The sequence below is a fragment of the Streptomyces daghestanicus genome (assembly GCF_020521275.1).
GTDB lineage: Bacteria > Actinomycetota > Actinomycetes > Streptomycetales > Streptomycetaceae > Streptomyces > Streptomyces griseoviridis.
The window spans coordinates 286,501-312,325 of the sequence record NZ_BNDX01000018.1; the positions used below are offsets into that span (position 1 = coordinate 286,501).

Sequence of the window (25,825 nt, forward strand, 5' to 3'; positions counted from 1 at the left end):
CGCAGGTCCCCACGCCCCTGGGGACATACCCGCGCCCGGCGACGAGGGGGTCACCGTTCCAGCAGCATCCGCTGGAGCTCCCGCGCGGCCCGGGGAGGAGCCACATCGCTGCGGTGGGCCAGGGCGATCGTACGGTGCAGGCCCGGCCGGGCCAGCGGCGTCACCCGCAGCCCGCGCCCCGACCGGGCCGCCACCATCCGGGGCACGACCGCTACCCCGAGCCCCGCCCGGACGAAGCCGAGAACCGCGTCCATCTCACCGCCCTCCACCGCGAAACCCGGCTCGAACCCCGCGGAGCGGCACGCCGCCACCGTCAGCTCCCGCAGGTCGTAGCCGTGCCGGAACATGACCAGGCGCTCGCCCTCCAGGTCGCCGATGTCCACCGCGCGCCGCCCGCCCCCGGGCCGCGGCTCCTCCGGTGACGACACCACCACCAGGTCCTCCCGCAGCAGTTCCACCGTGGTCAGCGCCGGCGACGGGCTCGGCAGCGGCAGGACGACGAGCGCGAGATCGAGCGCCCCGCGCGCCAGCTCCCGTACCAGGTCATGGCTGCCGCCCTCCTCGATCAGCAGCCGGATGCCGGGGTAGCGGTCGTGGAACGCGCGCAGCACATCCGGCAGCAAGCCGGTGCACAGGCTCGGCGTCGCGCCCAGCCGGACCCGGCCGCCGCGCAGCTGCGCCAGCTCCTGCACCTCGTGCCGCGCCGTGTCCGCGTCGGCCAGGATGCGCCGGGCCAGCGGCAGCAGCGCCTCCCCGGCGTCGGTCAGCGTGATGTTGCCCCGCGCCCGCTGGAAGAGGTCCGCGCCCAGCTCCCGCTCCAATGCCTTGACCTGCTGCGACAGCGACGGCTGGGAGACATGGACCAGGTCGGCGGCCCGGGTGAAGTGCCGGGTCTCGGCGACCGCCACGAAGTACTGGAGCTGATGGAACTGCACCCCGCCATCATAGGCTCTCCCTATCGAAACGAGGCTCACCATGTCTTGGACCGATGGGGCCGTCCGGCCCTAGCGTCTGGTGACATGGCTCTGGCAACGCGGACGGACCGACGGCCGTCCATGGCACGCACCGTGTGGGACTCCACCGTCGGCAAGAAGGCCGTGATGGCGGTCAGCGGACTGATCATGCTGCTGTACCTGGTCGTCCACATGATCGGCAATCTGAAGATCTTCTTCGGCACGGAGGAGTTCAACCACTACGCCCACTGGCTGCGCACCGTGGGCGAGCCGTTCATGCACTACGAGTGGACCCTGTGGGTCGTCCGTGTGGTGCTGGTCGTCGCCGTCGTCGCCCACGCCACCTCCGCGTACCAGCTCAGCCGCCGCGACATCAAGGCACGGCCCACCCCGTACGCGCACCGGCGCCGGCGGGCCGGTTACGCCACCCGCACCATGCGCTGGGGCGGGGTCATCCTCGGTCTGTTCATCGTCTGGCACATCCTGGACCTGACCACCGGCACCGTGCACGCGGGCGGCTTCGAGTCGGGCAAGCCCTACCAGAACGTCGTGGACACCTTCTCCACCTGGTACGGCAACACCGTCTACATCGTCGCGATGCTCGCCCTCGGCCTGCACATCCAGCACGGCTTCTGGAGCGCCGCCCAGACCCTCGGCGCCGGCAGCCGCAGCCGCGACCGCGCCCTGAAGACCGTCGCCAACGTCCTCGCGCTGCTGCTCACGGCCGGTTTCATCGCCGTCCCCGTGGGCGTCATGACCGGAGTGGTGAGCTGAACATGACTTCCTACGCCGACTACACGACCGGTGCCCCGGTCGTCGACGCCAAGGCCCCCGAGGGCCCGATCAACGAGCGCTGGGACAAGCGCCGCTTCGAGGCCAAGCTCGTCAACCCCGCCAACCGGCGCAAGCACACGGTGATCGTCGTGGGCACCGGCCTCGCCGGCGGCTCCGCCGGTGCCACCCTCGCCGAACAGGGCTACCACGTCGTCCAGTTCTGCTACCAGGACTCCCCGCGCCGCGCCCACTCCATCGCCGCGCAGGGAGGCATCAACGCGGCGAAGAACTACCGCAACGACGGCGACTCGGTACACCGCCTCTTCTACGACACGGTCAAGGGCGGCGACTTCCGGGCCCGCGAGTCCAACGTGCACCGGCTCGCCCAGATCAGCGTCGAGATCATCGACCAGTGCGTGGCGCAGGGCGTCCCCTTCGCCCGCGAGTACGGCGGCCTGCTCGACACCCGCTCCTTCGGCGGCGTCCAGGTCTCCCGCACCTTCTACGCCCGCGGCCAGACGGGCCAGCAGCTCCTGCTCGGCGCCTACCAGGCGCTCAGCCGCCAGGTCGCGGCCGGCAACATCGAGCTGCACCCCCGTACCGAGATGCTCGACGTGATCGTCGTCGACGGGCGGGCCCGTGGCATCGTCGCCCGGGACCTGATCACCGGGCGGATCGACACGTACTACGCGGACGCGGTGGTCCTGGCCAGCGGCGGCTACGGCAACGTCTTCTACCTGTCGACCAACGCCATGAACTCCAACGCGACCGCCGTCTGGCGGGCGCACCGGCGCGGCGCGTACTTCGCCAACCCCTGCTTCACGCAGATCCACCCCACCTGCATCCCGCGCACCGGCGACCACCAGTCCAAGCTGACGCTGATGAGCGAGTCGCTGCGCAACGACGGCCGGATCTGGGTGCCCAGGGCCAAGGGCGACGACCGCCCGCCGAACCGGATCCCCGAGGACGAGCGCGACTACTACCTGGAGCGCATCTACCCGTCCTTCGGCAACCTCGTCCCCCGTGACATCGCCTCCCGCGCCGCGAAGAACGTCTGCGACGAGGGCCGGGGCGTCGGACCCGGCGGCCAGGGCGTGTACCTGGACTTCGCCGACGCCATCCAGCGGATGGGCCGCGAGGCGGTCGAGGCCAAGTACGGCAACCTCTTCGACATGTACCAGCGGATCACCGACGAGGACCCGTACGAGGTCCCGATGCGGATCTACCCCGCGGTGCACTACACGATGGGCGGCCTCTGGGTCGACTACGACCTCCAGACCACCGTCCCCGGCCTGTTCGCGATCGGCGAGGCCAACTTCTCCGACCACGGCGCCAACCGGCTCGGCGCCTCCGCGCTGATGCAGGGCCTGGCCGACGGCTACTTCGTGCTGCCGGCCACCATCAACGACTACCTCGCCCGCAACCCCCACAAGGACGAGGTCGGCGACGACCACCCGGTGGTGCAGGAGGTGCTGGCCGAGACCCAGGACCGGCTCAACCTGCTGCTGTCCGTCGACGGCGACCGCACCCCCGACTCCTTCCACCGCGAACTCGGCGAGCTGATGTGGGAGTTCTGCGGCATGGCCCGCACCGACTCCGGTCTGCGCAAGGCCCTGGAGCGCATCCCGCAGATCCGCGAGGAGTTCTGGCGCCGGATCAAGGTCCCCGGCACCGGCGAGGAGTTCAACCAGTCGCTGGAGAAGGCCAACCGCATCGTCGACTACCTGGAACTGGCCGAGCTGATGTGCCTCGACGCGCTGCACCGCTCCGAGTCCTGCGGCGGCCACTTCCGCGAGGAGTCCCAGACCCCGGACGGCGAGGCCGCCCGCAAGGACGAGGAGTTCTCCTACGCCGCCGCCTGGGAGTTCACCGGTACCGGCGAGGCTCCCGTCCTGCACAAGGAAGACCTGGTCTTCGAGTACGTCCACCCCACCCAGCGGAGCTACGCATGAGGCTCACCCTGCGCGTCTGGCGCCAGAAGAACGCCGCCGCCGAAGGCGCCATGTCCACCTACGAGGTGGACGGGATCTCGCCGGACATGTCCTTCCTCGAGATGCTCGACACCCTCAACGAGGAGCTGATCCTCAAGGGCGAGGACCCGGTCGCCTTCGACCACGACTGCCGCGAGGGCATCTGCGGCGCGTGCTCGCTCGTCATCAACGGCGACGCGCACGGGCCGGAGCGGACGACCACCTGCCAGCTGCACATGCGGTCGTTCCGGGACGGCGACACCATCGACATCGAACCGTGGCGGGCGTCGGCGTTCCCGGTCGTGAAGGACCTGGTCGTCGACCGGTCCGCCTTCGACCGGATCATCCAGGCCGGTGGCTACATCACCGCCCCCACCGGTGCGGCGCCCGAGGCCCATGCCACGCCGGTCCCGAAGGCGGACGCGGACTTCGCGTTCGAGCACGCGGAGTGCATCGGGTGCGGGGCGTGCGTGGCGGCCTGCCCCAACGGAGCGGCGATGCTGTTCACGTCCGCCAAGGTCAACCATCTGAACGTCCTGCCCCAGGGAGCGCCCGAGCGGGAGACGCGGGTGCTGGACATGGTGGGGCAGATGGACGCCGAGGGGTTCGGCGGGTGCACGCTGACGGGCGAGTGCGCGACCGCCTGCCCCAAGGGCATTCCGCTCATGTCCATCACCAGCATGAACAAGGAGTGGTTGCGGGCCACCCGGAAGGCGGGCAAGCGCTAGGGTCCGTCGTTTTGATCAGGTCGCGGGGAAGCGGCTGCGTCTTCCCCGCGTCCGCGGCGTGATCCGAACGACAGGCCCTGGCCGCGACCCACCAGGACGTTCGCCGGACAGGTGCGGACGGGCGGGACCGGGAGAGGTGCTCCTCCCGGTCCCGTTTCGCACGCGCCCCTGGCATTCAGCGACCGCACATCCGCTCTCCCGGCGTTGGTCATGCGCAGGACAGCCGGGGTCGGGAGAACAGAGGCGAGCCCGGCCCCTGACCAGGAGAGCAGCCATGAGCGGTGTACTGACCGTCGACCGACGCCCGCAGCCCCCGGCACCCGTCCGCTACACCGTCTCCCTCGCCCGTGAGGAGGAGGAGGTCCGGGCCGCGCAGCGCCTGCGGCACGAGGTCTTCGCGGGAGAGATGGGCGCCCTGCTGTCCGGGCCCCGGCCGGGACTGGACGCCGACGCCTTCGACGCCTACTGCGACCACCTGCTGGTGCGCGAGGAGACCACCGGGCAGGTCGTCGGCACCTACCGGCTGCTGCCGCCCGAGCGGGCCGCGATCGCCGGACGGCTGTACGCGGAGAGCGAGTTCGACCTCACCGCGCTGGACCCGGTCCGCCCGGACCTGGTCGAGGTGGGCCGCTCCTGCGTGCACCCCGACCACCGCGACGGCGCCGTCATCGGGCTCATCTGGGCCGGCATCGCCCGCTACATGACCGACCGCGGCCACGAGTGGCTGGCCGGCTGCTGCTCGGTCCCGCTCGCCGACGGCGGCGCCCTCGCCTCCGCCACCTGGGAGCGCGTACGGGACCGGCACCTGGCGCCCGAGGAGTACCGGGTGCGGCCCCTGCTGCCGTGGGTCCCGCGCCCCGGCACGCCGGCCGCGCGCACCGGACTGCCGGCCCTGCTGCGCGGTTACCTCCGGCTCGGCGCCTGGGTCTGCGGTGAGCCCGCGCACGACCCCGACTTCGGCGTCGCCGACCTGTACGTGCTGCTGCCCATGAACCGGGTCGACCCCCGCTACCTGCGGCACTTCCTCTCGCTCGTGCCCGCCGCCCGGTGAGCGTCTGGCTGCCCGCCGCGCCCTGCACCCCGGAGGGCTGCGTGGACCGGACGCGGACCGCGGCGGCCCTGCCCCTGGCCGTCCTGCGGCTGACGGCCGTGACGGTCCTGCTGCTGGCCGGGATCGCGCTGACGCCGCTGGGCGGGCGGATGCCGGCCGCGCTGGTGCGCCGCTGGTGCCGGTGGATCGTACGGGCCGCCGGTGTCCGGGTCCGGATCACCGGGGCCGCCCCGGCCACCGGGGGACTGCTCCTGGTCGCCGACCACGTCTCCTGGCTGGACGTCCCGCTGCTGGCCGCCGTGCGCCCGGCGCGGATGGTGGCCAAGACCGAGATCCGCGGCTGGCCGGTGGCCGGCCGGCTCGCCGCCCGCGGCGGGGTGCTGTTCATCGAACGGGACCGGCTGCGGGCGCTGCCCGGCACGGTCGCCCGCATCGCGGCCGAGCTGCGCGCCGGCGCCGCGGTCGCCGTCTTCCCCGAGGGCAGCACCTGGTGCGGGCGGGCGCGCGGGCCGTACCGCCGGGCCGTCTTCCAGGCCGCGCTGGACGCGGGCGCGCCGGTTCAGCCGGTGCGCGTCCGCTATCTGGCGGACGGGCGCGCGGTGAGCACCACGCCCGCCTTCGTCGGGCAGGACACCCTGCTCGCCTCGGTCTGGCGGGTGGTGTCGGCGCGCGGCCTGCTGGCCGAGGTGCGGGTGGTGCCGGCCGTGTCCGCCGGCGCCCACCAGGACCGCCGCCGCCTCGCCCGCGCCGCCCAGGGCGGGGACGGTCACCGGGAGAAAGCACGCTCGAAAAGTACGTGCCATTTGTGACGTATGCTCCGTTTTCCGCCTCGTGATGCGGAAAGCCGTAGAGGTGTCACTCCAGAAGGAGGGTGAGGCCAAGATGATCACCCGCGAAGAGATCACGATGCTGTTGGACCATCCCGTCTACGACGGGGAGGGCAACAAGATCGGCGACGCCAAGCACGTCTTCTTCGACGACATGACCGGGCGCCCCGAGTGGGTCAGCGTCAAGACGGGCATGATCGGCTCCAAGGAGTCGTTCATCCCCATCCACGACGCGACCCTGGTCGAGGACCACCTTGAGGTTCCCTACGCCAAGGACCAGGTCAAGAACGCGCCCAGCGTCGACATCGACGCGGGCGGGCACCTGTCGGCGAGCGAGGAACACCGGCTCTACGAGTACTACGGCGTCAACTGGGACAACGTGTTGTCCGACGCCGGGCCGTCGGGCACCGACACCGGCATGGGCACCGGCACCGCCGCGGCAGCCGGCACGGCGGGCCTGGCGGGCACCGCCGGTGAACGGGGCGGCCAGGACCGTACGGCGATGCTCGGCGAGGACGACGCCATGACGCTCTCCGAGGAGCGGCTGCGGGTCGGCGTCGAGCGGCGCGAGACCGGCCGGGCCCGGCTGCGCAAGTACGTCGTCACCGAGGAGGTGGAGCAGACCGTTCCGGTCCGGCACGAGGAGGTGCGGCTGGAGCGGGAGCCGATCACCGAGGCCAACCGGGACGCCGCGCTCACCGGGCCGGAGATCGCCGAGGCCGAGCACGAGGTCGTCCTGCACGACGAACACGCCGTGGTGGAGACCGAGACGGTGCCGGTGGAGCGCGTGCGGCTGACCACCGAGGAGTGGGTCGAGAACGAGACCGTCCACGGCCAGGTCCGCAAGGAGCGCCTGGAGACGGACGGCATCGTCACGGAGGGCAGCGCGGACGACGCCCGGCGGCCGGGCCGCGAGTGACCCGGCCGGGCCCGGCGGCGCGGCACCGCTCAGGCGGACGCCGCGCCGCCGAGCGCCCGCGCCAGATACGGCGCGGTGGCGCTGCCCTCGGCCCCCGCCACCCGCGCGGGCGGACCGGCCGCCACGATCCGGCCGCCCGCGTCACCGCCGCCCGGCCCCAGGTCGACCACCCAGTCCGCGCCGGCGGCGACGGACATGTCGTGCTCCACGACGACCACGGTGTGCCCGGCGTCCACCAGGCCGTGCAACTGCCGTACCAGGACCTCCACGTCGGCGGGGTGCAGCCCGGTCGTCGGCTCGTCCAGCAGATAGAGGGTGTGCCCGCGCCGGCCGCGCTGCAACTCGCTCGCCAGCTTGATGCGCTGGGCCTCCCCGCCGGACAGCTCGGTGGCGGGCTGTCCGAGCCGCAGATAGCCGAGGCCCACGTCCAGCAGCGTGCCGAGAGAGCGCGCCGCCGCCGGGACGTCCGCGAAGAACTCCGCCGCCGACTCCACGGTCAGGCCGAGCACCTCGGCGATGTTCCGCCCCCGGTACGTCACCTCCAGCGTCCCGGGGTTGTAGCGCGCCCCGCCGCAGTCCGGGCAGGGCGTGTAGGTACTCGGCAGGAAGAGCAGTTCGACGCTGACGAACCCCTCGCCCTGGCAGGTCTCGCAGCGGCCCCCGGAGACGTTGAAGGAGAACCGGCCCACGCCGTACCCCCGCTCCCGGGCGCCGTCGGTGGCCGCGAAGACCTTGCGCACCACGTCGAACAGGCCGGTGTAGGTGGCGAGGTTGGAGCGCGGGGTGCGGCCGATGGGCCGCTGGTCGACGGCGACCAGCCGGTCCACGCCCGGCAGTTCCTCGGTGATCTCCCCGACCAGGGTGGACTTGCCGGACCCGGAGACACCGGTGACGGCCGTGAGGACGCCCAGCGGGATGCGGGCGGTCACCCCGCGCAGGTTGTGCCGGGTGACCGGGCCGACCGTCAGCGTGCCGCGCGGGGCGCGCGGGGCACGGGCCGGGGCGGGGGAGCGGCCGAAGAGGTACCGGGCCGTCGCCGAGCCGGCGACACCGGCCAGCTCCGCGACCGGACCGCTGTGCAGCACCCGTCCGCCGTGCTCGCCCGCGCCCGGCCCGACGTCCACGATCCAGTCGGCGTCGCGCACCACGTCCAGGTGGTGCTCCACCACGAACACCGAGTTCCCGGCCGCCTTCAGCCGCTGGAGCACCGCCCGCAGCGCCTCGGTGTCCGCCGGGTGCAGTCCCGCCGACGGCTCGTCCAGGACGTAGACGACGCCGAACAGTCCCGAGCGGAGCTGGGTGGCCAGGAGCAGCCGCTGCAGTTCCCCGGCGGAGAGGGTCGGGGTCGCCCGGTCCAGGCTCAGGTACCCCAGGCCCAGTTCGACGACGGGCGCGATCCGGGCGAGGAGGTCGTCGGTGAGGACCCGGGCGGGCTCCCCGTCGCGGGGCAGCACGGCGGCCAGCCCGGTCAGCGGCAGCGCGGCCAGCTCCGCGACGGTCCGTCCGCCCACGGTCACCGCCAGCGCCTCGGGCCGCAGCCGCCCGCCGCCGCAGACCGGGCACGGGGCGCTGGTGAGGAAGGACTCCGCCTTCGCGCGCAGCGCCGGGCTCCTGGAGTCGGCGAAGGTCTTCAGCACGTACCGCCGGGCGCTCGTGTACGTGCCCTGGTACGGCCGCTGGACGCGCCCGGCCTCGCGCACCGGGTGCACGGTGACCACCGGCTGCTCGTCCGTGAAGAGGATCCACTCGCGCTGCCGGGCGGGCAGCTCCCGCCAGGGCCGGTCGACGTCGTACCCGAGCGCGTCCAGCACGTCCCGCAGGTTCTTGCCCTGCCAGGCCCCCGGCCACGCGGCGATCGCGCCCTCCCGGACGGACAGCGACGGGTCAGGGACCAGCAGTTCCTCCGTCGTACGGTGCACCCGGCCGAGCCCGTGGCACTCCGGGCACGCCCCGGCCGCCGTATGGGGCGAGAAGGCGTCGGAGTCGAGCCGTGCGGCGCCCGGGGGGTAGTCACCGGCGCGGGAGAACAGCATCCGGAGCGAGTTCGACAGGTTCGTCACCGTGCCGACCGACGAACGGGAGCCCGGCACCGCCCGGCGCTGCTGGAGCGAGACCGCGGGCGGCAGCCCGGTGATCCCGGCGACCTTCGGAGCGCCCACCTGATGGATCAGCCGGCGGGCGTACGGCGCCACCGACTCGAAGTACCGGCGCTGCGCCTCCGCGTACACCGTGCCGAACGCCAGCGACGACTTCCCCGACCCCGACACCCCGGTGAAGGCGGCCACCACGTCCCGGGGGATGTCGACGTCGACGCCCTTCAGGTTGTGCTCGCGGGCGCCGCGGACCCGGACGTACGGGTCGTGGGGGTGGTGCATGAGGAGGCTCCGTACCGCAGGGGGGCAAACCCCGCGATTCTAAGCCTCCGCTCCCGTGACGACCCGCGCGAGCCGCCGGTAGGAGTCGTACAGGGCGGTGCGGTCGTAGGTGCTGGTGGTGACCAGCACCTCCTGGGCGCCGGTCTCCTCCATCAGGGTCTCCAGCGCGTCGGCGACCTGCTCCTCGGTGCCCGCGAGATGACCGGTGAGACCGGCCTCGTGGAAGCCGCGCTCCTTCGCGGTCATCGCCCGGGACTCGACCTCCTCGGCGGACGGCAGCGGCGGGAAGGTGCCGTGCGTGCGGGAGTACGCCATGGACCATGCCTCGGGGAGCAGCAGCCGGCGCGCCGCCTCGGGGGTGGCGGCCACGGCGACCGTGCCGGAGACGACGACGTACGGCTCCGGGGCCCAGGGGGAGGGGCGGAACGCCTCCCGGTAGCGGTCGATGCCGCGCCGCATCCGGTCGCGGTCGCGCAGGTCGCCGATGACCATCGGCAGGCCCGCGCGGGCGGCGACCAGCGCGCCCTCGCCCATGGCCAGCACGAACGGCGGCACGCTCAGCCCCTCGGCGGGGCGGGCGTGCGCGCCGGTGGGGGAGGTGCCGGCGAACCAGCCGAGCAGCTCGGCCAGTTGCTCCTCGAAGCGGTCGGCGTCGTCCTTGCCCCGGCCCAGCGCCCGGCGCACCCCGTCGGTGAAGCCCACGGAGCGGCCCAGGCCCATGTCGATCCGGCCGGGGAAGAGGGACTCCAGGACGCCGAACTGCTCGGCCACCACCAGCGGCCGGTGGTTGGGCAGCATCACCCCGCCGGTGCCCACCCGGATCGTCCGGGTCGCCCCGGCCACGGCGGCGGCCAGCACGGTCGGCGCGGAACCGGCCACCCCGGGCACCCCGTGGTGCTCCGCCACCCAGAACCGGTGGTAGCCGAGCCGCTCGGCCTCCCGGGCCAGCCGCACGGTGTCGCGCAGCGCCTCGCCGGGCGGGCGTCCCGCGCGGGTGCGGGAACGGTCGAGGACGGAGAAACGGGTCCGGGCGGTCAGCGAGCTCACACCCGGTTCAACGCCCCCGGGGACGGGGCATTCCCGCCGGTCAGCCCTCGGGACGCAGCAGTCCGCGCTCGTACGCCCGGCGCAGGTGCTGCGGTACGAGGTGGCGGACGCCGTCGACGGTGACCGGGACGAGCGCCGGCGTGGCCGCCTTCCACTGCGCGCGGCGGTGACGGGTGTTGCTGCGGGACATCTTCCGCTTGGGGACGGCCATGGCGAACGGACTCCTCGGTGGTCGTGGGGCTGGACGCCGAGGACCGTATATGAAAATGGGTACCGTTTACAAAAGGGCCGGTTAAGGTGAAGGGGTGACCGAGAGCAGCAAGCGCCCGCTGGCCGTGTTCGACCTGGACAACACCCTCGCCGACACCGCCCACCGGCAGCGCTTCCTGGAGCGCCGGCCGCGGGACTGGGACGCCTTCTTCGCCGCCGCCCCGCACGATCCGCCGCTGCCGGAGGGGGTGGCGCTGGCCCGGCGCAGCGCCGAGGAGTGCGAGGTCGTCTACCTCACCGGCCGCCCCGAGCGCTGCCGCCGGGACACCCTCGACTGGCTCGCGGCGCACGGGCTGCCCGAGGGTTCCGTCCGCATGCGGGGCGACCGCGACCGCAGGCCCGCGCGCCACACCAAGCTGGAGACCCTGCGCGCCCTCGCCCGCACCCGCGAGGTCCGGGTGCTGGTGGACGACGACGAGCTGGTGTGCGCGGACGCCCGGCGGGCGGGCTTCACCGTCGTACGGGCCGACTGGGCGGGCCGGTCGGCCGAGCTGAGGGACGCGCAGGAGCGCGAAGGGCGGACCTGACCGGGGCGCCCGCTCGGGGCGGTCCGGGCTACTCGTCCAGCCGGAAGCCCACCTTCAGGCCGACCTGCCAGTGCGCCACCTGCCCGTCCTCGATCTGGCCGCGCACCTGCGTCACCTCGAACCAGTCCAGGTTGCGCAGCGTCTCCGAGGCGCGGGCGATGGCGTTGCGGACGGCCTGGTCGACGCCGTCGGGCGAGGTGCCGACGATCTCCGTGACGCGATATGTGTGGTTCGTCATGACTCCACGGTGCCCCAGACCGCACCGGGGCGCGAGATGTCGGGCGATGCGCCGGTGACCCTTGACCCCGGCATTGGTACATACCAAAATCCAGGCACCCGTACGAGCCATGGGCTCGTCCCCCCATGTCGGGTCTCCCTTCGCCGCGCGCCGGTCACCCCCGGAGAGAACAGGACCCCTCGTGAGACGTCGCAGTCTGCTCGCCCTCGTACCCGCGACCGCCCTGCTGCTGCCCGGCTGCGGGCTGGTCTCCGGCGACGGGGGCTCCGGCGGGCGCACCGTCACCGTCTGGCTGATGAAGGGCAGCGCCTCGCAGGAGTTCCTGGACCGGTTCACCGAGGACTTCGAAGGAACCCATCCCGGCATCAGCGTGGACCTCCGCATCCAGGAGTGGACCGGCGTCGTCGACAAGGTGCGGCGGGCGCTGGCGGGCGAGGGCGAGGACCGGCCGGACGTCATCGAGGTCGGCAACACCCAGGTCCCGGGCTACGCCGAGGGCGGCGGTCTGCTCGACCTCACGCTGGAGTCGATGCGGGACTGGGGCATCCGCGACTGGCTGCCGGGCCTCGCCGAACCGGGCCGGTGGCAGTCCCGGCAGTACGGCATCCCCTGGTACGCCGCCAACCGCGTCGTCCTCTACCGCAAGGACCTGTTCGACCGGGCGGGCATCACCCGGCCGCCGCGCACCCGGGACGAGTGGCTGGAGATCACCGAGCGGCTCGGCACCGGCGGCGACCAGGGCATCTACCTGGCGGGACAGGACTGGTACACGCTCGCCGGGTTCATCTGGGAGGAGGGCGGCGAGCTGGCCGCCCAGCGCGGCGGCGGCACCTGGCAGGGCGCCCTGGACAGCCCGGCCGCCCTGCGCGGCATGGACTTCTACCGCCGGCTCCAGGCGCTCGGCGACGGACCGGCCGGCGCCGACGAGGAACACCCGCCGCAGGCGGGCGTGTTCGCGGACGGCGGGGTGGCGCAGATCGTGGCGGTGCCCGGACTGGCCGGGACCGTCCTCCGGGAGAACCCCGCCCTCCAGGACAAGATCGGGTTCTTCCCCGTGCCCGGCCGGAGGGCCGGTGTGCCCGGCGCCGTCTTCACCGGCGGCTCCGACCTGGTGGTGGCCAAGAACACCGGCGCCCGGGACGCCGCCGTCGCCGTGGTCGACGCCCTGGCCGGCGCCGAGTGGAACACCGAACTGGCCCGGACCATGAACTACGTCCCGAACAGGAAGTCGCTCGCCGACGCCGTCGCGGGCGAGGAGGGCGTCGCCGCCATGGCGGCCGGCGCGGCGCGCGGGCGGGCCACCCCGACCACGCCCGGCTGGAGCGCGGTCGAGGCGGACAACCCGATCAAGGAGTACATGACGAACGTGCTCGGCGGCGCCGACCCGGCCACCGAGGCCCGCCGGGCCACCGAGCGCGTCACCGCCCTGCTGGAGCCCTACGCGTCCTGAGCCGGCCGGGCGGGCGTGCTCAGCGACAGCGCGAACCGGCCCGCCGGGTCGGTCCACCAGTGGACCGCCGTCAGGCCGGCCGCCGCCAGCTCGGCCCGCACCCCTTCCTCGCGGAACTTCGCCGACACCTCGGTGCGCAGCTCCTCACCGGCCGCGAAGTCCACCGCCAGGTCCAGCTCCTTGATCTTCACGGTCTGCGCCGTACGGGCGCGCAGCCGCATCTCGATCCACTCCCGCTCCGCGTCCCAGACCGCCACGTGCTCGAAGGCGGCGAGGTCGAAGTCGGCGCCCAGTTCGCGGTTGACGACGGACAGCACGTTCTTGTCGAACGCGGCCGTCACCCCGGCCGCGTCGTCGTACGCCCGCACCAGTTCCGCCTCGTTCTTGACCAGGTCGGTGCCGAGCAGCAGTGTGTCGCCGGGCGCCAGCGCCGAGCGGACCGAGGCGAGGAACGCCGCCCGCTCGGCGGGCAGCAGATTGCCGATGGTGCCGCCGAGGAACGCCAGCAGCCGGGGACCGGGCGTGTCCGGCAGCTCCAGCGCGCCGGTGAAGTCGGCGATCAGCGCGTGCACGTCCAGGCCGGGACGCTCGGCGGCGATCGCCCGCCCGGCGCCCACCAGGGCGCTCTCGCTGACGTCGACCGGGACGTAGGCGCGCAGCCCGGTCAGCGCGTCCAGCAGGTACCGGGTCTTCTCCGAGGACCCGGAACCCAGCTCGACCAGGGTGGCCGCGCCGGACGCCGCGGCGATCGCACCGGCCCGGGCGGCGAGGATCTTCCGTTCGGCGCGGGTCGGGTAGTACTCGGGCAGTTCCGTGATCTGGTCGAACAGCTCGCTGCCCCGGGCGTCGTAGAACCACTTCGGCGGCAGGGTGCGCGGGCTGCCCGTCAGACCGGCCCGGACGTCGGCGCGCAGGGCGGCGTCCGTGGCGTCCTCGGGCAGGATGCGGGTGATGCGGAACGGGCTCACGTGCGGGACTCCTCCGGGATCACGGGCGCGTACTCCTCGATCGGGGCGAGCCGCACCTCGCTGCGGCTCGCCGCCAGCAGGGTGCGGTCGGGCACTTCCCGCCAGCGCGGGTCGTCGTCGTAGGGCTCGGAGGCGACGACCGTGCCGCCGCCGGACCGGGACAGGTACCACAGGGTGTCGCCCCAGGCGGTGGCGGTGATCGTCCCCCCGTCGGTCAGCAGGAGGTTGAGGCGGGCCGAGGGGGCCGCCTCGGCGACCGCCCGGACCGTCTCCGCCAGCGCCCGCGACGGGGCGGCGCCGGCCCGCAGCCGGTGCAGGGCCAGTGCCCACACGAACGCCGAGTCGGTGCGGGCCTCCAGCGCCAGCACCTCCCGGGGCGGCAGCGACGGCACCAGGGCGGCGAGCGAGCCGGGCCAGCCGGGCACCGCCCCGTTGTGGCTGAACAGCCAGCGGTCCGCCGCGAACGGCGCCGCCGCGGCCTCCGCGTCCGCCCCCGACAGGGTCGCGTCACGCACCGCCCCGAGCAGCGCCGTACTGCGCACCACCCGGGCCAGGTCCGCGAAGGACCCGTCCGCCCAGACCGGTCCGGCCCGCCGGTACCGGGCCGGCACCGGGTCGCCCTCGGCGTACCAGCCGACGCCGAACCCGTCGGCGTTGACCGTCCCGTACCGCTGCCGGCGCGGCGCCCAGGACTGGCGGTACAGGCCGTGCGGCGGCGCCACCAGGAGTTCGCCGAGCGGCAGCGCCGGCCCCGCGTAGGCGAGGTGACGGCACATCAGACGGCCTCCGCGGAGCGGGCCGTGCGGAAGCCGGAGAAGATCTGCCGCCGGATCGGGAGGTCCCAGTTGCGGAACGTGCCCCGGCAGGCCACCGCGTCCACCGCGAAGGAACCGCCGCGCAGCACCTTGTGACCGGGGCCGAAGAACACCTCCGAGTACTCCTTGTACGGGAAGGCCCGGAACCCCGGGTACGGCAGGAAGTCGCTCGCCGTCCACTCCCAGACGTCGCCGATCAACTGGCGCACCCCGAGCGGCGACTCGCCCGCCGGGTAGCTCCCGGCCGGCGCCGGACGCAGATGGCGCTGGCCGAGGTTGGCGTGCTCGGGGCCGGGCTCGGCGTCGCCCCACGGGTAGCGCGTCGAGCCGCCGGTCGCCGGGTCGTACCGGGCCGCCTTCTCCCACTCGGCCTCGGTGGGCAGCCGCCGCCCGGCCCAGCGGGCGTAGGCGTCGGCCTCGTACCAGCACACGTGCAGCACCGGCTCGTGCGGCGGCACCGCCTCCGTCACCCCGAACCGGCGGCGCAGCCACCGCTCGCCGTCCCGCCGCCAGAACAGCGGCGCGCCGAGCCCGTTGCGCCGCACGTGGTCCCAGCCCTCGGCGGTCCACCAGCGCCGGTCGGTGTAGCCGCCGTCCGCGATGAACGCCTGGTAGGCCGCGTTCGTCACCGGTGCGGTGTCGATGAAGAACGGTGCCACCTCCCGGCGGTGCGCGGGCCGTTCGTTGTCCAGCGCCCACGGCTCGGTGGACGTGCCCATGGTGAACGGGCCGCCGGGCACGAGGACTTCGGCGGGGCCCGTGAACAGGGGGACGGGGTCCGGGTCGGGGGCGGTCAGGACCCGCGGTCCCCGGCGGAGCTGATGGGTGATCAGCATGGTCTCGTCGTGCTGCTGTTCATGCTGCGCGATCATGCCGAACGCGAACCCCGCCTCGGTCAGCCGGGACCCGCCGAACGCGGTGCGCTCCAGCACGTCCAGGGCCCGGCCGCGCACCTCGGCCGCGTACCGGCGGGCCTCCTCGGGCGGCAGCAGCGGCAGCCGGGGGCGCTCGGCGCGCGGATGCTCGAAGGCGTCGTAGAGGCTGTCGATCTCCGGGCGTATCGCCTCCTGCCCGGCGACCGCCCGCAGCAGCCACTGCTCCTCCTGGCTGCCGATGTGGGCGAGGTCCCACACCAGCGGCGACATCAGCGGCGAGTGCTGCGCGGTCAGGTCGGGGCCGTCGACGCAGTCGGTCAGCAGGGTGGTGCGGTCACGGGCGGTGACCAGCGTGGCCAGGGCCCGCTCGCGCAGGGCCTCGGTGTCGTGGATCTCCGTGGCGTCGGGGGCGGTCATGAGGGGATGTCCTTCCCGGACGGGGGACGGCGGGTGCCGTCCGGCCCGTCCAGCAGGTCGTCGGCGGGGCAGCGGCCCCGGGAGACATAGCGGTCCAGGTACGCGGCGACGGCGTCCGTCACCGCGGTGCGCGCGCCGAGCCGGGGCAGCGCGCCGAGCGCCGCCGCGAAGCAGACGGCGGCGGCCTCGCGCAGCTCGGGGTCGGTGAGGCCCAGCCGGGCCGCGTCCCGCCACAGCGGGTTGTGCGGGGCGGGCCGCCCACCGGTCCGCTCGGCCAGCGGCTTCACGGCCCGGTAGGCGGTCTCGGTGGCCTCCGGGTCGTCGAACAGCGCGGCGGTGACGGCGAGCGGCACGATCCAGCCGTCGTCGCCGGGCTGCGCGTCGATCATGCGCAGCTCCAGGTGGCCGCGCGGCCGTACCGGCGGGAAGAGCGTGGTCAGGTGGTAGTCGAGGTCCTCGGCGGTGGGCGCCCGCGGTGACCGGGACCGGGTCCACTCCCGGAAGGTGAGCCCGGCGGGCACCTCCCACGGGCCCGTCTCACGCCGGACGCACATCACCGGCGCGTCCAGCACGTGCCGCGCCCAGGCGCCCGCCGGGTCGGTGTCCAGCGGGGGGCCGCCCGCCCGGTCCGCGCCGATCTCCTCCCAGCGCAGCTGCCGGGTGGAGCGCCAGCCGGTGGGCCGCCCCCCGGCCAGCGGGGAGTTGGCGAACGCGGCCACCAGGACGGGACCGAGCCGGTGCGCCAGCCACCAGCGCCGTACGTGCCCGAGCGGACCGGGCTCCTCGTGCCCCGCGTCGAGACACACCTGCACCGAGGCCGTGGCCCGCATCATCGAGCGGCCGGCCGGGCCGGCGCGGTCGAGCGCGGTCTCCATCGCGTCGTAGCGGGGCTGCCGCAGATAGCGGCGCGGCAGGTCCCCGGGTTCATGGCCGAGGCCGACCAGGGCCAGGCCGTCGGCGCGCAGCACCGCGCGGACGGCGTCGAGGTCGGCGGAGACGGTGTCGACGGCTTCCGTCAGGGAGGCGGCGGGCGGCGAGCTGAGCTCCAGCTGTCCGCCGGGCTCCACGGTGAGCGCCGACTTCAGGGGAACGGACTCCAGTGCGGCGTAGGCCGCGCCGAGCCGTTCGGTGGTCACGGGGAGCCGCGGGTCGCGCAGCTCGTGGACGAGCCATTCCACTTCGACGCCCAGGCGCCGCGGCGGTCCGGTCTTGAAGGCGATGCCGCGGACGATCGCCTCGACCTCGGCCTCACTGACGGCGGTACGTGGCCTGCGACAGCCACCGACCGGTTCTGACATGTCGGATTCCTCCTGAGAAACCACCATGTCGCCGACCTCCGGCCGGGGTGGCCGGGGCGGCACACTCGTCCCACCCAAGACCTTCGGGCTCCTCGGCACAAGGGGACATAACGAGGCAATGCGGGAAGCCGGGTGCGAGGGAAACTCCGTTGCGCCGCAGGACCAGCATCGCTCACGATGCGTTCATGAGCACGACGGGGGAGACCGCACGGAGCGCGGCCACGGCGTCCACGGGGGTGGCGCCGTGAGCGCGCGCCTGCGGGACCTCGCGCGGCGGACGGAGCAGATCGTCGCCGACGGCGCCTATCGCGCCCCCGGCGGGCGCGAGGTGACGATCGCGGGAGCCGTCGAGGCGGCCCGCGCCGGCACCCGCCTGCACGGACCGGAGCCGGTCCCCGTCCCGCGTGTCCCGCCCGCGCGGACCCGCGTCGAGGTCACCGGCGAGAGCACCCTGGCGGCCGCCCGCCGCCTCGGCGGCGACGTCGCCGCCCTGAACTTCGCCTCCGCCCGCAATCCCGGCGGCGGCCACCTCAACGGCGCCCAGGCCCAGGAGGAGGCCCTGTGCCGGGCCTCCGCGCTGTACACCTGCCTGCTGCGCGTCCCCGCCTTCTACGACCACCACCGCGCCCACCGCGACCCGCTCTACAGCGACCGCGTCATCCACGCGCCGGCCGTCCCCGTCTTCCGGGACGACCACGGGCACCTGCTGGACGAGCCGTACCCCGTCTCGTTCCTCACCGCCGCCGCACCCAACGCGGGCGTGCTGCTGCGCACGGCACCGGAGCGCGCCGCCGGCCTGCCGCGGGCCCTGGCGGTGCGGGCCGAGCGGGTCCTGGAGACGGCCGTCGCCCACAGCCACCGGCGGCTGGTCCTCGGCGCCTGGGGCTGCGGCGTCTTCCGCAACGACCCGGACCAGGTGGCGGACGCCTTCCGGACCCTGCTGGGACCCGGCGGCCGGTTCGCGTCCGCGTTCACGCACGTGGTCTTCGGCATCCCGGACCGGACCGGGGGCGGCCCGGTCCGCGCCGCCTTCGACCGGGCGTTCGGGCCGGTTCAGCTCCAGCCGTAGCGTTCCCGCAGCCGGTGCCGGACCAGGTTGAAGCGCATCCGGTCCAGCGCGCACGCCTCGCGGCGCATGCCCGCCTCGTGCAGCCGCAGCACCCGGTCGGTGTCCACCCAGGAGTCCCGCCCCGAGCGGTCCCAGGGGCCGCCGCCGATGGGCACCCAGTCCCGGTCGGCGTCGTGCCGCTTGCTGGAGAGCTGCACGGCGAGGACCGTCCCGCCCGCCTCCCGGGCGACCACCAGGACCGGACGGTCCTTGCCCCGGCCGTCGTTCTCCTCGTACGGCACCCACGTCCAGACGATCTCGCCCGGGTCCGGGTCGCCGTCGTGGGCGGGGGAGTACTCGGTGCGCACCCGGCCCACCGCGCGGGCGTCGGCCTCGGTGGTGGCGGCGGGGCCGTACCGGCCGGGGGTGTTCTCGCCGGTCTCGCCGGTCTCATGGGGGAAGGCAGTCACGGCCGTACCGTACGGGACGCGTGATCACCACCGGGTCCCGGGCATCGGAGTGCCGGTGGCGGCGATCGGTCCGTCCGCCGGTGTGCCGATGGCGACGGGCCACCGTCGGGGACGCCGCCGAGTGGCAGCCCGGCGCCCGAGCGGCCAGCATGCCCAAGGAACGCCCAGGAGGAACCCCGTGGCACCCGAGACCACCCAGCACGCGATCGACCGGCCCGAGCGGTACCCGCCGGGCACCGGGGAGAACCGGACGGCGCTGAAGGAAGGCGGTCCCGGCACCCGGCGGGACGGGCCGCGCGCCTGGCCGGTGGAGGACCTGCCCGGCGGCCGGGTACGGGTCCTCACCCAGGAGTCGCGGTACGGCGGGCCCGCGGCCGGACCGGTGGGGCGGACCCCGAACCCGATGCCCGACGGCCACCAGGCCCGGCCGGACGGGCTGATCCGCGCCGCCCGCGGGCAGGTGGCAGGCTGACCGTCGTTCCCGTCACCACCCGGAGGAGGAAGCCGACCTCATGACCGATCAGCTCACCGTGAGCGTCCTGGGCACCGGCATCATGGGCGCCGCGATGGCCCGCAACCTCGCCCGCGCCGGACACGCCGTCCGCGTCTGGAACCGCACCCGCGCCAAGGCCGAGCCGCTCACCGCCGACGGCGCGCACGTCGCCGGCACCCCCGAGGAGGCGGTCCGGGACGCCGACGTCGTCCTGACCATGCTCCACGACGGCCCCGCCGCCCTCGACGTCATGCGGGAGGCAGCGCCCGGACTGCGCCCCGGCACCGCCTGGGCCCAGTCGACCACCGCGGGCGTCGAGGCCATCGGCCCCCTGGCCGGTTTCGCCCGCGAGCACGGCCTGGTCTTCTTCGACGCCCCGGTGCTCGGCACCCGGCAGCCCGCCGAGGCCGGGCGGTTGCTCGTGCTCGCGGCCGGACCGGCCGACGCCCGGCACCTCGTGACGCCCGTGTTCGACGCGGTGGGCGACCGCACGGTGTGGACCGGCGAGGACGGCGCCGAGGGCAGCGCCACCCGGCTGAAACTGGTCGCCAACAGCTGGGTCATCGCCGCCACCAACGCGGCCGGCGAGGTGCTCGCGCTGGCCGGGGCGCTGGGCGTGGACCCCGACCACTTCTTCGACGCCATCGCCGGCGGCGGGCTCGACATGGGCTATCTGCGGGCCAAGGCCGCGCTGATCCGCGAAGGGCGGCTGACCCCGCCGCAGTTCGCCGTGCGCACCGCCGCCAAGGACGCCCGGCTGATCGTCGAGGCCGGCGAACGGGCCGGGGTCCGCCTGGACGTGGCCGCCGCCGGCGCCGACCGGCTGGCGCGGGCCGCCGCGCGGGGCCACGGCGAGGAGGACATGGCCGCGGCGTACTACGCCAGCTTCCCGGAGCAGCCGGGCACCTGAGCCGGAACCGGGGTACCCGACCCCGGGACACGACACCAGAACGACGACCGAGGAGTCCACATGTCCAAGCCGCCCCTGCCCGCCGACGCCGTCGAGATGCTCCGCCGCCCCAACCCCTGCGTCATGGCGACGGTCCGCTCCGACGGCACCCCCGTCTCCACCCCGACCTGGTACGTCTGGGAGGACGACGGCCGGGTCCTGATCAGCCTCGACGCGGGCCGGGTACGGCTCAAGCACTTGCGCCGCGACCCGCGGGTCACCCTCACCGTCCTGGACGGCGACGACTGGTACACCCACGTCACCCTCATCGGCCGGGTCGCGGAGTTCCGCGACGACGAGGGCCTCGCGGACATCGACCGCATCTCCGCCCACTACACCGGCGACGCCTATCCCGACCAGGTCAGGCCCCGGGTGAGCGCCCTGATCGAGGTCGAGCGCTGGCACGGCTGGGGCGCCCACAAGGACAGCGACCAGCCGTCCGCCTGAGGGCCGGCCGCGCGCCACCGGCCCGGCGCCTCCAGGGAGTTCCGCCGCCGGGCCGGAAGGACCGCCGGGCGCCGTAAAGCGCTCGACAGGGCGGCGCGGGGCGGCCTAACATCCAGGCCGCGGTGTCGCGTGCCGGTCGCCGGCCGGGTGAGGCATGGAGGCGCCGCGGAGATGCCCCGGAGGCATTCAGCCGTGTCCGTCGAGTTCAACCACACCATCGTCCCCTCCCGCGACCGGGAGAGGTCCGCGCACTTCCTCGCCCGCGTCCTGGGCCTGGAGGTCGGCGCGCCGATGGAACCCTTCCTGCCCCTGACCACCGCCAATGGCGTCACCCTGGACTTCGCCGGCGTCGGCGCCGACGCCGACATCCCCGTGTTGCACTACGCGTTCCTCGTCTCCGAGGACGTGTTCGACGCGGCCCTGGCCCGGCTCGTCGCCGACCGCGTCCCGGTCCAGGCCGACCCGCACGGCCGGTACCCGCGCCGGATCAACCGGAACGACGGCGGGCGCGGCGTGTACTTCCGCGACCCGGACGGCCACGGCATGGAGATCCTCACCCGCCCCTACGGCAGCCACCCCGACTCGCCCCTGAACGGAGTCACCGAGGAGGTGCCGGGGGCGGTGTGACCGGCGTCCGGGGCGCGCGTCAGCGGTGCAGCAGTTCCCGGAGCGCCCCGGAGACCCGTCCGGGTGCCTCCTCCGCCATGAAGTGGCCGCAGTCGACCGTGACATGGCGCAGGTCCGGTGCCCAGGCCCGCCACAGCGCGGCGGCGTCGTAGCCGAGGGCCGCGCCCCAGTCCTGCTGGAGCACGGTCACCGGCATCCGCAGGGTGGCGCCCCGGTCGCGGTCGGCCCGGTCGTGCGCGACGTCGATGCCGGCCGAGGCGCGGTAGTCGGCCACGATGGACGGCACCGCCTCGCGGGACGCCGTCAGGTACGCGGCGCGCACGTCGGCGGGCAGGGCCTGCGGGTCACGGGCCCAGAGGTCGAGGAAGTGGCCGAAGAACGCGTCCGGGGCCCCGGAGATCAGCGTCTCCGGCAGTCCGGGCGGCTGGGCCATCAGATACAGGTGGAAGCCGACGGCGGCCGTGGTGCCGTGCAGCACGTCCCACATGTCCAGGGTCGGCAGCACGTCCAGCGCCGCCAGGTGGGTCACCGCGTCCGGGTGGTCCAGACCCGCCCGGACCGCCACCAGCGCGCCCCGGTCGTGCCCGGCCAGCGCGAACCGCTCGTGCCCGAGGGCCCGCGCCAGGGCGACGACGTCGGCGGCCATGGTCCGCTTGGCGTACGCGGTGCCGTCGGGGTCGGCCGGCTTGTCGCTGGCGCCGTAGCCGCGCAGGTCGGGGCAGATCACCGTGTGCCGGTCGGCCAGGCCGACGGCGACGTGCCGCCACATCAGATGGGTCTGCGGGAAGCCGTGCAGCAGCACGACCGGGCTGCCGGAGCCGCCGACGGCGACGTGCAGCGCGACGCCGTCGGCGACCGGGACACGGTCGTACGAGAAGCCGGGGATGGTCGGTGTCATGGGAGGTTCCTTTCGTCCTGCGACGCCTGTGAGCCTCCCGCGCCCCGATCAGCAACCGATCAGCAGCCGGTCGCCGGCCGGCCGGCGCGCGTACCGTGGACCCTCTGAGCGGCGGGCGAGCGGGACGGAACGGGTCGGAACATGGAGACGGTCACCTTCGGGGTGCTCGGGCCGGTCACGGCCGGACGCGATGGCGTACCGCTCGCCCTGAAGGGCCCCCGGCACCGCGCCGTCCTCGCCCGGCTGGTCCTGGCCCGGCGGCGGGTCGTCCCGGTGTCCCGGCTGGTCGCGGACCTGTGGGAGGTACCGCCGCCGCGGGCCCTGGGCGCGGTCCGCACCTTCGTCGGCGACCTGCGCCGCGCACTGGAACCCGACCGTCCGCCCCGCGCCCCGGCCCGGCTGCTGGTCACCGAGGGCCCGGGGTACGCGCTGCGCCCGGCGGCGGACGCGGTGGACGCCTGGCGCTTCGAGGAGGCCGTCGAAGCCGCCGGACGGCTGCCCGCCGCCCAGGCGCCCGGCCGGCTCGCGGTGGCGCTCGGGCAGTGGCGGGGACCGGCGTATGCCGAGTTCGCCGAGGAGGAGTGGACGCGCGGCGAGCGCGCCCGGCTGACCGAGCTGCGGCTGCGCGCGGTCGAGCGCCGCGCCGAGCTGCTGGTGGAGCTGGACCGGCCCGCCGAGGCCGTCCCCGACCTGGACGCGCACCTCATCGAGCACCCCTGGCGGGAGGAGGCGTGGCGGCTGCTCGCCCTCGCCCTGTACCGCACCGGACGGCAGGCGGACGCCCTCGCGGTGCTGCGCCGCGCCCGCGCCCGGCTCGCCGGGGAACTCGGCATCGACCCCGGGCCGCGGCTGCGCCGCCTGGAGGCCGCCGTCCTCGCCCAGGACCCGGCCCTGGACCCGCCCGCCGAACCGGCGCAGGCGGCGGCCCGGCTGTGGACGGCGGCGACCGAGGCGTACGACCGGACGGTCGCCGCCGGCTCCGGGGCCCGGCTGGAGACGGCCGTCGGCCTGCTGCGCCACCTCGCCGTCACCGGCGGCGGCGGACTGGAGGCGGCCCGGCAGCACCGTCCGGCCGCCGTCGCCGCCGCCGAGGAGACCGGCGACCCCGAGCTGACGGCCCGGGTCATCGGCGCGTACGACGTCCCCGCCAACTGGACCCGCAGCGACGACCCCGAGGCGGCCCGCCGGCTGGTCGAGGCGGCCGAACGCACCCTCGCCGCGCTCCCCGGCACCCCGGCGGCGGACCCCGCCCGCTGCCGCCTCCTCGCCACGATCGCCCTGGAGAGCCGGGGCGTACGCACCCCGCGCGGCCCCGAGGCGGCCCGCCGGGCCGAGGAGATCGCCCGGCGCCTCGACGACCCCGCGCTGCTGGCGTTCGCCCTGAACGGCACCTACATGCAGTCCTGCACCACCGCCGGGATGTCCGGCCGCCGCGACGCGATCGGCACCGAACTCGTCGCGCTCGCGAGCCGCCACGGCCTGGTCACCCATGAGGTGCTCGGCCGTCTCGTCCGGGTCCAGGCCCGCGCCGCCGTGGCCGACTTCACCGGCGCCGACGAGCACGCCGCCGCCGCGGACCGGCTGGCCGTCCGGCACGAACGCCCCCTGGTGGCCGTCTTCACCGCCTGGTACCGGGCCCTGCGCCGGGCCGCCCGGGGTGTCCCGTACGAGGAGGCGGAGGCCGGTTACCGGGCCGCCGCGGTCCTCCTGGAGGGCGCCGGGATGCCGGGTCTGGAGCGCGGCCTGCTCCCGCTGGCCCTGCTCGGCCTGCGCCTGTCCCGGGGCCTGCCGCCCCGTGTGGACCGGCACGCCGACTGGGGTCCGTACCGTCCCTGGGCCGAGTTGTTCGCCCTGCTCGCCGAGGGTGACCGGGCCGGGGCCGGGGAGGCCCTCGGGCGGCTGCCCGTCCCGCCGCCCGACCTCCTCCAGGAGGCCCTGTGGTGCGCCGAGGCCGCGCTCGCCCTCGCCCTCGAAGACCGGGCGGCACTGCGCCGCGCGCACGACGCGCTGCTGCCCGCGTCCGGGGAACTCGCGGGCGCGGGCAGCGGGGTGCTCACCTTCGGCCCCGTCGACGCCTGGCTGACGGCCGCCGGCCGGGTCCTGGGCGGCCCCTGACCGATCACCACGGCCGCGCCCCGCACGGGAGCGGCGGACGGGCGGCGCCGCCGGGACGCGCGACACCACCACGCGCCCCCGCCCGGGCGGTTTGCCCCGTCCGGCGCGGGTCATGCGGCCCGGGACCCCACCCCGCACGACCACCGGCGCAGCGCCGGGGAGGCCCCATGACCCACCGCGTCCGCGATGTGATGTCGCCCGCCACGGCGACCGTCCGGCCCATGACCACCGTGACCCGCGCCGCCGAGCTGATGCGCGAACGGGACGTCCGCGACGTCCTCGTCGCCTACGACCGCGACCTGTTCGGCGTGCTCACCGACCGCGACATCGTGCTGCGGGCCGTCGCCGACGGCCGCGACCCCGCCGCCACCCGGGTCGGGTCCGTGTGCGCCCCGCCGCCCGTGGTGACCCTCGCCCCGGACGACACCACCGACCGGGCCGCCGAGCTGATGCGCCACTACGCCGTGCCCCGCCTCCCGGTCGTCGGACCCGACGGCGAGGCGGTCGGCGTGGTCAGCCTCGCCGCGCTGTCCGACCTCCGCGCGGCACGCCCTCAGGTGCCCTCCGCCTGACCGAGCCGCAGCCGCGCCCCCTGCCGCAGCAGCTCCCGCTGCACCAGCCGGTACGGCAGCCCGCGCGACCCGTGCCCGTGGCGGACGGTCAGCGCGGCGCACACCCCGGCCGCCTGCCCGGTCGCCATGGCGACCGGCATGACCCGGTAGGACGAGTGCGCGCGTGCGTCCCGGAGACGCAGCGCCCCGCCACCAGCAGCCGCTCGGTCCCCCCGTGGCAGCAGGCAGCGCAGCGGGATGTCGTAGAAGCCGCCCTCCGGCACGCGCCTGAGGACCCTGCCGGTGCCGCGCGGGTTGTGGATGTCGACCGGGTACGCGCCGTGCGCGACGACGTCGGGGAAGGAACGCGCGGCCAGGATGTCGTGGCCGGTGAGCTGGTGGTCGCCGACCACCCGGCGGCTCTCCCGGACGCCGACCTGCACCCCGCTCCGCACGGCGTACGCCTCCTCGAAACCGGGGACCCGGGTGCGCGGGAAGCGGTCGATCCGGTCCAGTCGCCGGCGGGCGGTGTACTCGGCGCGGGTCAGGTACCGGACGCTGGTGCCGAGCACCCGGGTCACGCGGGTGCGGTTGACGCTCACCTCGTGCGGGTGCGGGGCGGTGAAGAACAGGACGTCCTCGCGCGGCAGCCGCAGGTCCCCGGCGGCCCGCGCCTACCAGGTCCCACAGGCCGTGCACCCCGCGCCACCGGTCCGGGTGGTCGC

26 protein-coding genes and 1 pseudogene are annotated in these 25,825 nt (G+C 74.9%); 15 read left to right on the forward strand and 12 right to left on the reverse strand.

Features of this window, described 5'->3' with window-relative positions:
* Nucleotides 1-50 precede the first annotated feature (50 nt).
* A complete protein-coding gene (locus tag Sdagh_RS33665; RefSeq protein WP_189413938.1) occupies nt 51-935 on the reverse strand; it encodes a LysR family transcriptional regulator in 885 nt (294 codons plus the stop codon).
* A 120-nt stretch (nt 936-1,055) separates the two neighbouring features.
* Here Sdagh_RS33665 and Sdagh_RS33670 point away from each other — a divergent pair, with 120 nt between their 5' ends.
* From Sdagh_RS33670 to Sdagh_RS33695, 6 genes are all read left to right on the forward strand, one after another.
* A complete protein-coding gene (locus Sdagh_RS33670; protein WP_189413940.1) occupies nt 1,056-1,727 on the forward strand; it encodes a succinate dehydrogenase in 672 nt (223 codons plus the stop codon).
* Between the two features lie 2 nt (nt 1,728-1,729).
* On the forward strand, nt 1,730-3,679 hold the full coding sequence (locus Sdagh_RS33675; RefSeq protein ID WP_189413942.1) for a fumarate reductase/succinate dehydrogenase flavoprotein subunit: 1,950 nt from the start codon (nt 1,730-1,732) through the stop codon (nt 3,677-3,679).
* A complete protein-coding gene (locus Sdagh_RS33680) occupies nt 3,676-4,425 on the forward strand; it encodes a succinate dehydrogenase/fumarate reductase iron-sulfur subunit (protein WP_190010657.1) in 750 nt (249 codons plus the stop codon). The genes Sdagh_RS33675 and Sdagh_RS33680 overlap by 4 nt, the downstream gene beginning before the upstream one ends.
* A 274-nt stretch (nt 4,426-4,699) precedes the next feature.
* Entirely contained in the window at nt 4,700-5,476 is a 777-nt protein-coding gene (locus tag Sdagh_RS33685; RefSeq protein ID WP_189413945.1) for a GNAT family N-acetyltransferase, read from the forward strand.
* Nucleotides 5,473-6,285: a lysophospholipid acyltransferase family protein gene (locus Sdagh_RS33690; protein WP_189413947.1), complete on the forward strand. Its 813-nt coding sequence runs from the start codon at nt 5,473-5,475 to the stop codon at nt 6,283-6,285. The genes Sdagh_RS33685 and Sdagh_RS33690 overlap by 4 nt, the downstream gene beginning before the upstream one ends.
* Before the next feature lie 73 nt (nt 6,286-6,358).
* Entirely contained in the window at nt 6,359-7,222 is an 864-nt protein-coding gene (locus Sdagh_RS33695) for a DUF2382 domain-containing protein (RefSeq protein ID WP_190076431.1), read from the forward strand.
* 29 nt (nt 7,223-7,251) lie between these two features.
* On the opposite strand, the gene Sdagh_RS33700 is transcribed toward Sdagh_RS33695, so the two are convergent.
* Genes Sdagh_RS33700 through rpmF form a run of 3 tightly spaced genes read right to left on the reverse strand, consistent with a single transcriptional unit; the run spans nt 7,252 to nt 10,855 of the window.
* A complete protein-coding gene (locus Sdagh_RS33700; RefSeq protein ID WP_190010654.1) occupies nt 7,252-9,597 on the reverse strand; it encodes an ATP-binding cassette domain-containing protein in 2,346 nt (781 codons plus the stop codon).
* A gap of 39 nt (nt 9,598-9,636) precedes the next feature.
* Complete coding sequence (locus Sdagh_RS33705; protein WP_189413952.1) at nt 9,637-10,644, reverse strand: LLM class flavin-dependent oxidoreductase; 1,008 nt, start codon at nt 10,642-10,644, stop codon at nt 9,637-9,639.
* A 40-nt stretch (nt 10,645-10,684) separates the two neighbouring features.
* Nucleotides 10,685-10,855, reverse strand: coding sequence for a 50S ribosomal protein L32 (gene rpmF / locus Sdagh_RS33710; RefSeq protein WP_189413954.1), 171 nt, complete (start codon nt 10,853-10,855; stop codon nt 10,685-10,687).
* Between the two features lie 94 nt (nt 10,856-10,949).
* Between rpmF and Sdagh_RS33715 the strand changes: the two genes are divergently transcribed.
* A complete protein-coding gene (locus tag Sdagh_RS33715) occupies nt 10,950-11,441 on the forward strand; it encodes a phosphatase domain-containing protein (RefSeq protein ID WP_189413955.1) in 492 nt (163 codons plus the stop codon).
* Nucleotides 11,442-11,469: 28 nt separating this feature from the next.
* Here the strand turns inward: Sdagh_RS33715 and Sdagh_RS33720 are convergent, their stop codons facing one another.
* Nucleotides 11,470-11,679, reverse strand: coding sequence for a dodecin (locus Sdagh_RS33720; RefSeq protein WP_189413957.1), 210 nt, complete (start codon nt 11,677-11,679; stop codon nt 11,470-11,472).
* A gap of 181 nt (nt 11,680-11,860) precedes the next feature.
* On the opposite strand from Sdagh_RS33720, the gene Sdagh_RS33725 reads away from it, so the two are divergent.
* Nucleotides 11,861-13,129, forward strand: a complete 1,269-nt coding sequence (locus Sdagh_RS33725) for an extracellular solute-binding protein (RefSeq protein ID WP_226536130.1) — start codon at nt 11,861-11,863, stop codon at nt 13,127-13,129.
* Here the strand turns inward: Sdagh_RS33725 and egtD are convergent.
* Genes egtD through egtA form a run of 4 tightly spaced genes read right to left on the reverse strand, consistent with a single transcriptional unit; the run spans nt 13,117 to nt 17,502 of the window.
* Nucleotides 13,117-14,097 carry an L-histidine N(alpha)-methyltransferase gene (gene egtD, locus Sdagh_RS33730; protein WP_189413965.1) on the reverse strand — a complete coding sequence of 327 codons (981 nt, stop codon included), beginning with the start codon at nt 14,095-14,097 and terminating at the stop codon, nt 13,117-13,119. The genes Sdagh_RS33725 and egtD overlap by 13 nt on opposite strands.
* On the reverse strand, nt 14,094-14,873 hold the full coding sequence (egtC, locus tag Sdagh_RS33735) for an ergothioneine biosynthesis protein EgtC (RefSeq protein WP_190076432.1): 780 nt from the start codon (nt 14,871-14,873) through the stop codon (nt 14,094-14,096). Before egtC ends, egtD begins: the two co-directional genes overlap by 4 nt.
* Nucleotides 14,873-16,204: an ergothioneine biosynthesis protein EgtB gene (egtB, locus tag Sdagh_RS33740; protein WP_190076433.1), complete on the reverse strand. Its 1,332-nt coding sequence runs from the start codon at nt 16,202-16,204 to the stop codon at nt 14,873-14,875. Before egtB ends, egtC begins: the two co-directional genes overlap by 1 nt.
* On the reverse strand, nt 16,201-17,502 hold the full coding sequence (gene egtA, locus Sdagh_RS33745; RefSeq protein WP_189413971.1) for an ergothioneine biosynthesis glutamate--cysteine ligase EgtA: 1,302 nt from the start codon (nt 17,500-17,502) through the stop codon (nt 16,201-16,203). The genes egtB and egtA overlap by 4 nt, the downstream gene beginning before the upstream one ends.
* Before the next feature lie 244 nt (nt 17,503-17,746).
* On the opposite strand from egtA, the gene Sdagh_RS33750 reads away from it, so the two are divergent.
* Nucleotides 17,747-18,571 carry a TIGR02452 family protein gene (locus Sdagh_RS33750; RefSeq protein ID WP_190010649.1) on the forward strand — a complete coding sequence of 275 codons (825 nt, stop codon included), beginning with the start codon at nt 17,747-17,749 and terminating at the stop codon, nt 18,569-18,571.
* Here Sdagh_RS33750 and Sdagh_RS33755 read toward each other — a convergent pair.
* Nucleotides 18,556-19,020, reverse strand: coding sequence for a type II toxin-antitoxin system PemK/MazF family toxin (locus Sdagh_RS33755; RefSeq protein WP_190010648.1), 465 nt, complete (start codon nt 19,018-19,020; stop codon nt 18,556-18,558). The two genes, Sdagh_RS33750 and Sdagh_RS33755, sit on opposite strands and share 16 nt — an antisense overlap.
* A 178-nt stretch (nt 19,021-19,198) precedes the next feature.
* On the opposite strand from Sdagh_RS33755, the gene Sdagh_RS33760 reads away from it, so the two are divergent.
* From Sdagh_RS33760 to Sdagh_RS33775, 4 genes and pseudogenes are all read left to right on the forward strand, one after another.
* Entirely contained in the window at nt 19,199-19,492 is a 294-nt protein-coding gene (locus Sdagh_RS33760) for a hypothetical protein (protein ID WP_226536132.1), read from the forward strand.
* Between the two features lie 22 nt (nt 19,493-19,514).
* A pseudogene (locus Sdagh_RS33765) lies at nt 19,515-20,423 on the forward strand (NAD(P)-dependent oxidoreductase); the annotation flags it as partial.
* A gap of 60 nt (nt 20,424-20,483) precedes the next feature.
* Entirely contained in the window at nt 20,484-20,909 is a 426-nt protein-coding gene (locus tag Sdagh_RS33770; protein ID WP_189413978.1) for a PPOX class F420-dependent oxidoreductase, read from the forward strand.
* A gap of 192 nt (nt 20,910-21,101) precedes the next feature.
* On the forward strand, nt 21,102-21,536 hold the full coding sequence (locus Sdagh_RS33775; protein ID WP_189413980.1) for a VOC family protein: 435 nt from the start codon (nt 21,102-21,104) through the stop codon (nt 21,534-21,536).
* Nucleotides 21,537-21,555: 19 nt separating this feature from the next.
* Here Sdagh_RS33775 and Sdagh_RS33780 read toward each other — a convergent pair whose 3' ends face one another.
* Nucleotides 21,556-22,434, reverse strand: coding sequence for an alpha/beta fold hydrolase (locus Sdagh_RS33780; protein ID WP_189413981.1), 879 nt, complete (start codon nt 22,432-22,434; stop codon nt 21,556-21,558).
* Between the two features lie 141 nt (nt 22,435-22,575).
* Between Sdagh_RS33780 and Sdagh_RS33785 the strand changes: the two genes are divergently transcribed.
* Complete coding sequence (locus Sdagh_RS33785; RefSeq protein ID WP_190076434.1) at nt 22,576-24,549, forward strand: AfsR/SARP family transcriptional regulator; 1,974 nt, start codon at nt 22,576-22,578, stop codon at nt 24,547-24,549.
* 167 nt (nt 24,550-24,716) lie between these two features.
* Complete coding sequence (locus Sdagh_RS33790) at nt 24,717-25,121, forward strand: CBS domain-containing protein (protein ID WP_190076435.1); 405 nt, start codon at nt 24,717-24,719, stop codon at nt 25,119-25,121.
* Here Sdagh_RS33790 and Sdagh_RS36595 read toward each other — a convergent pair.
* Nucleotides 25,103-25,756 carry an FAD-dependent oxidoreductase gene (locus Sdagh_RS36595; protein ID WP_308288779.1) on the reverse strand — a complete coding sequence of 218 codons (654 nt, stop codon included), beginning with the start codon at nt 25,754-25,756 and terminating at the stop codon, nt 25,103-25,105. The two genes, Sdagh_RS33790 and Sdagh_RS36595, sit on opposite strands and share 19 nt — an antisense overlap.
* Nucleotides 25,757-25,825: the final 69 nt, after the last annotated feature.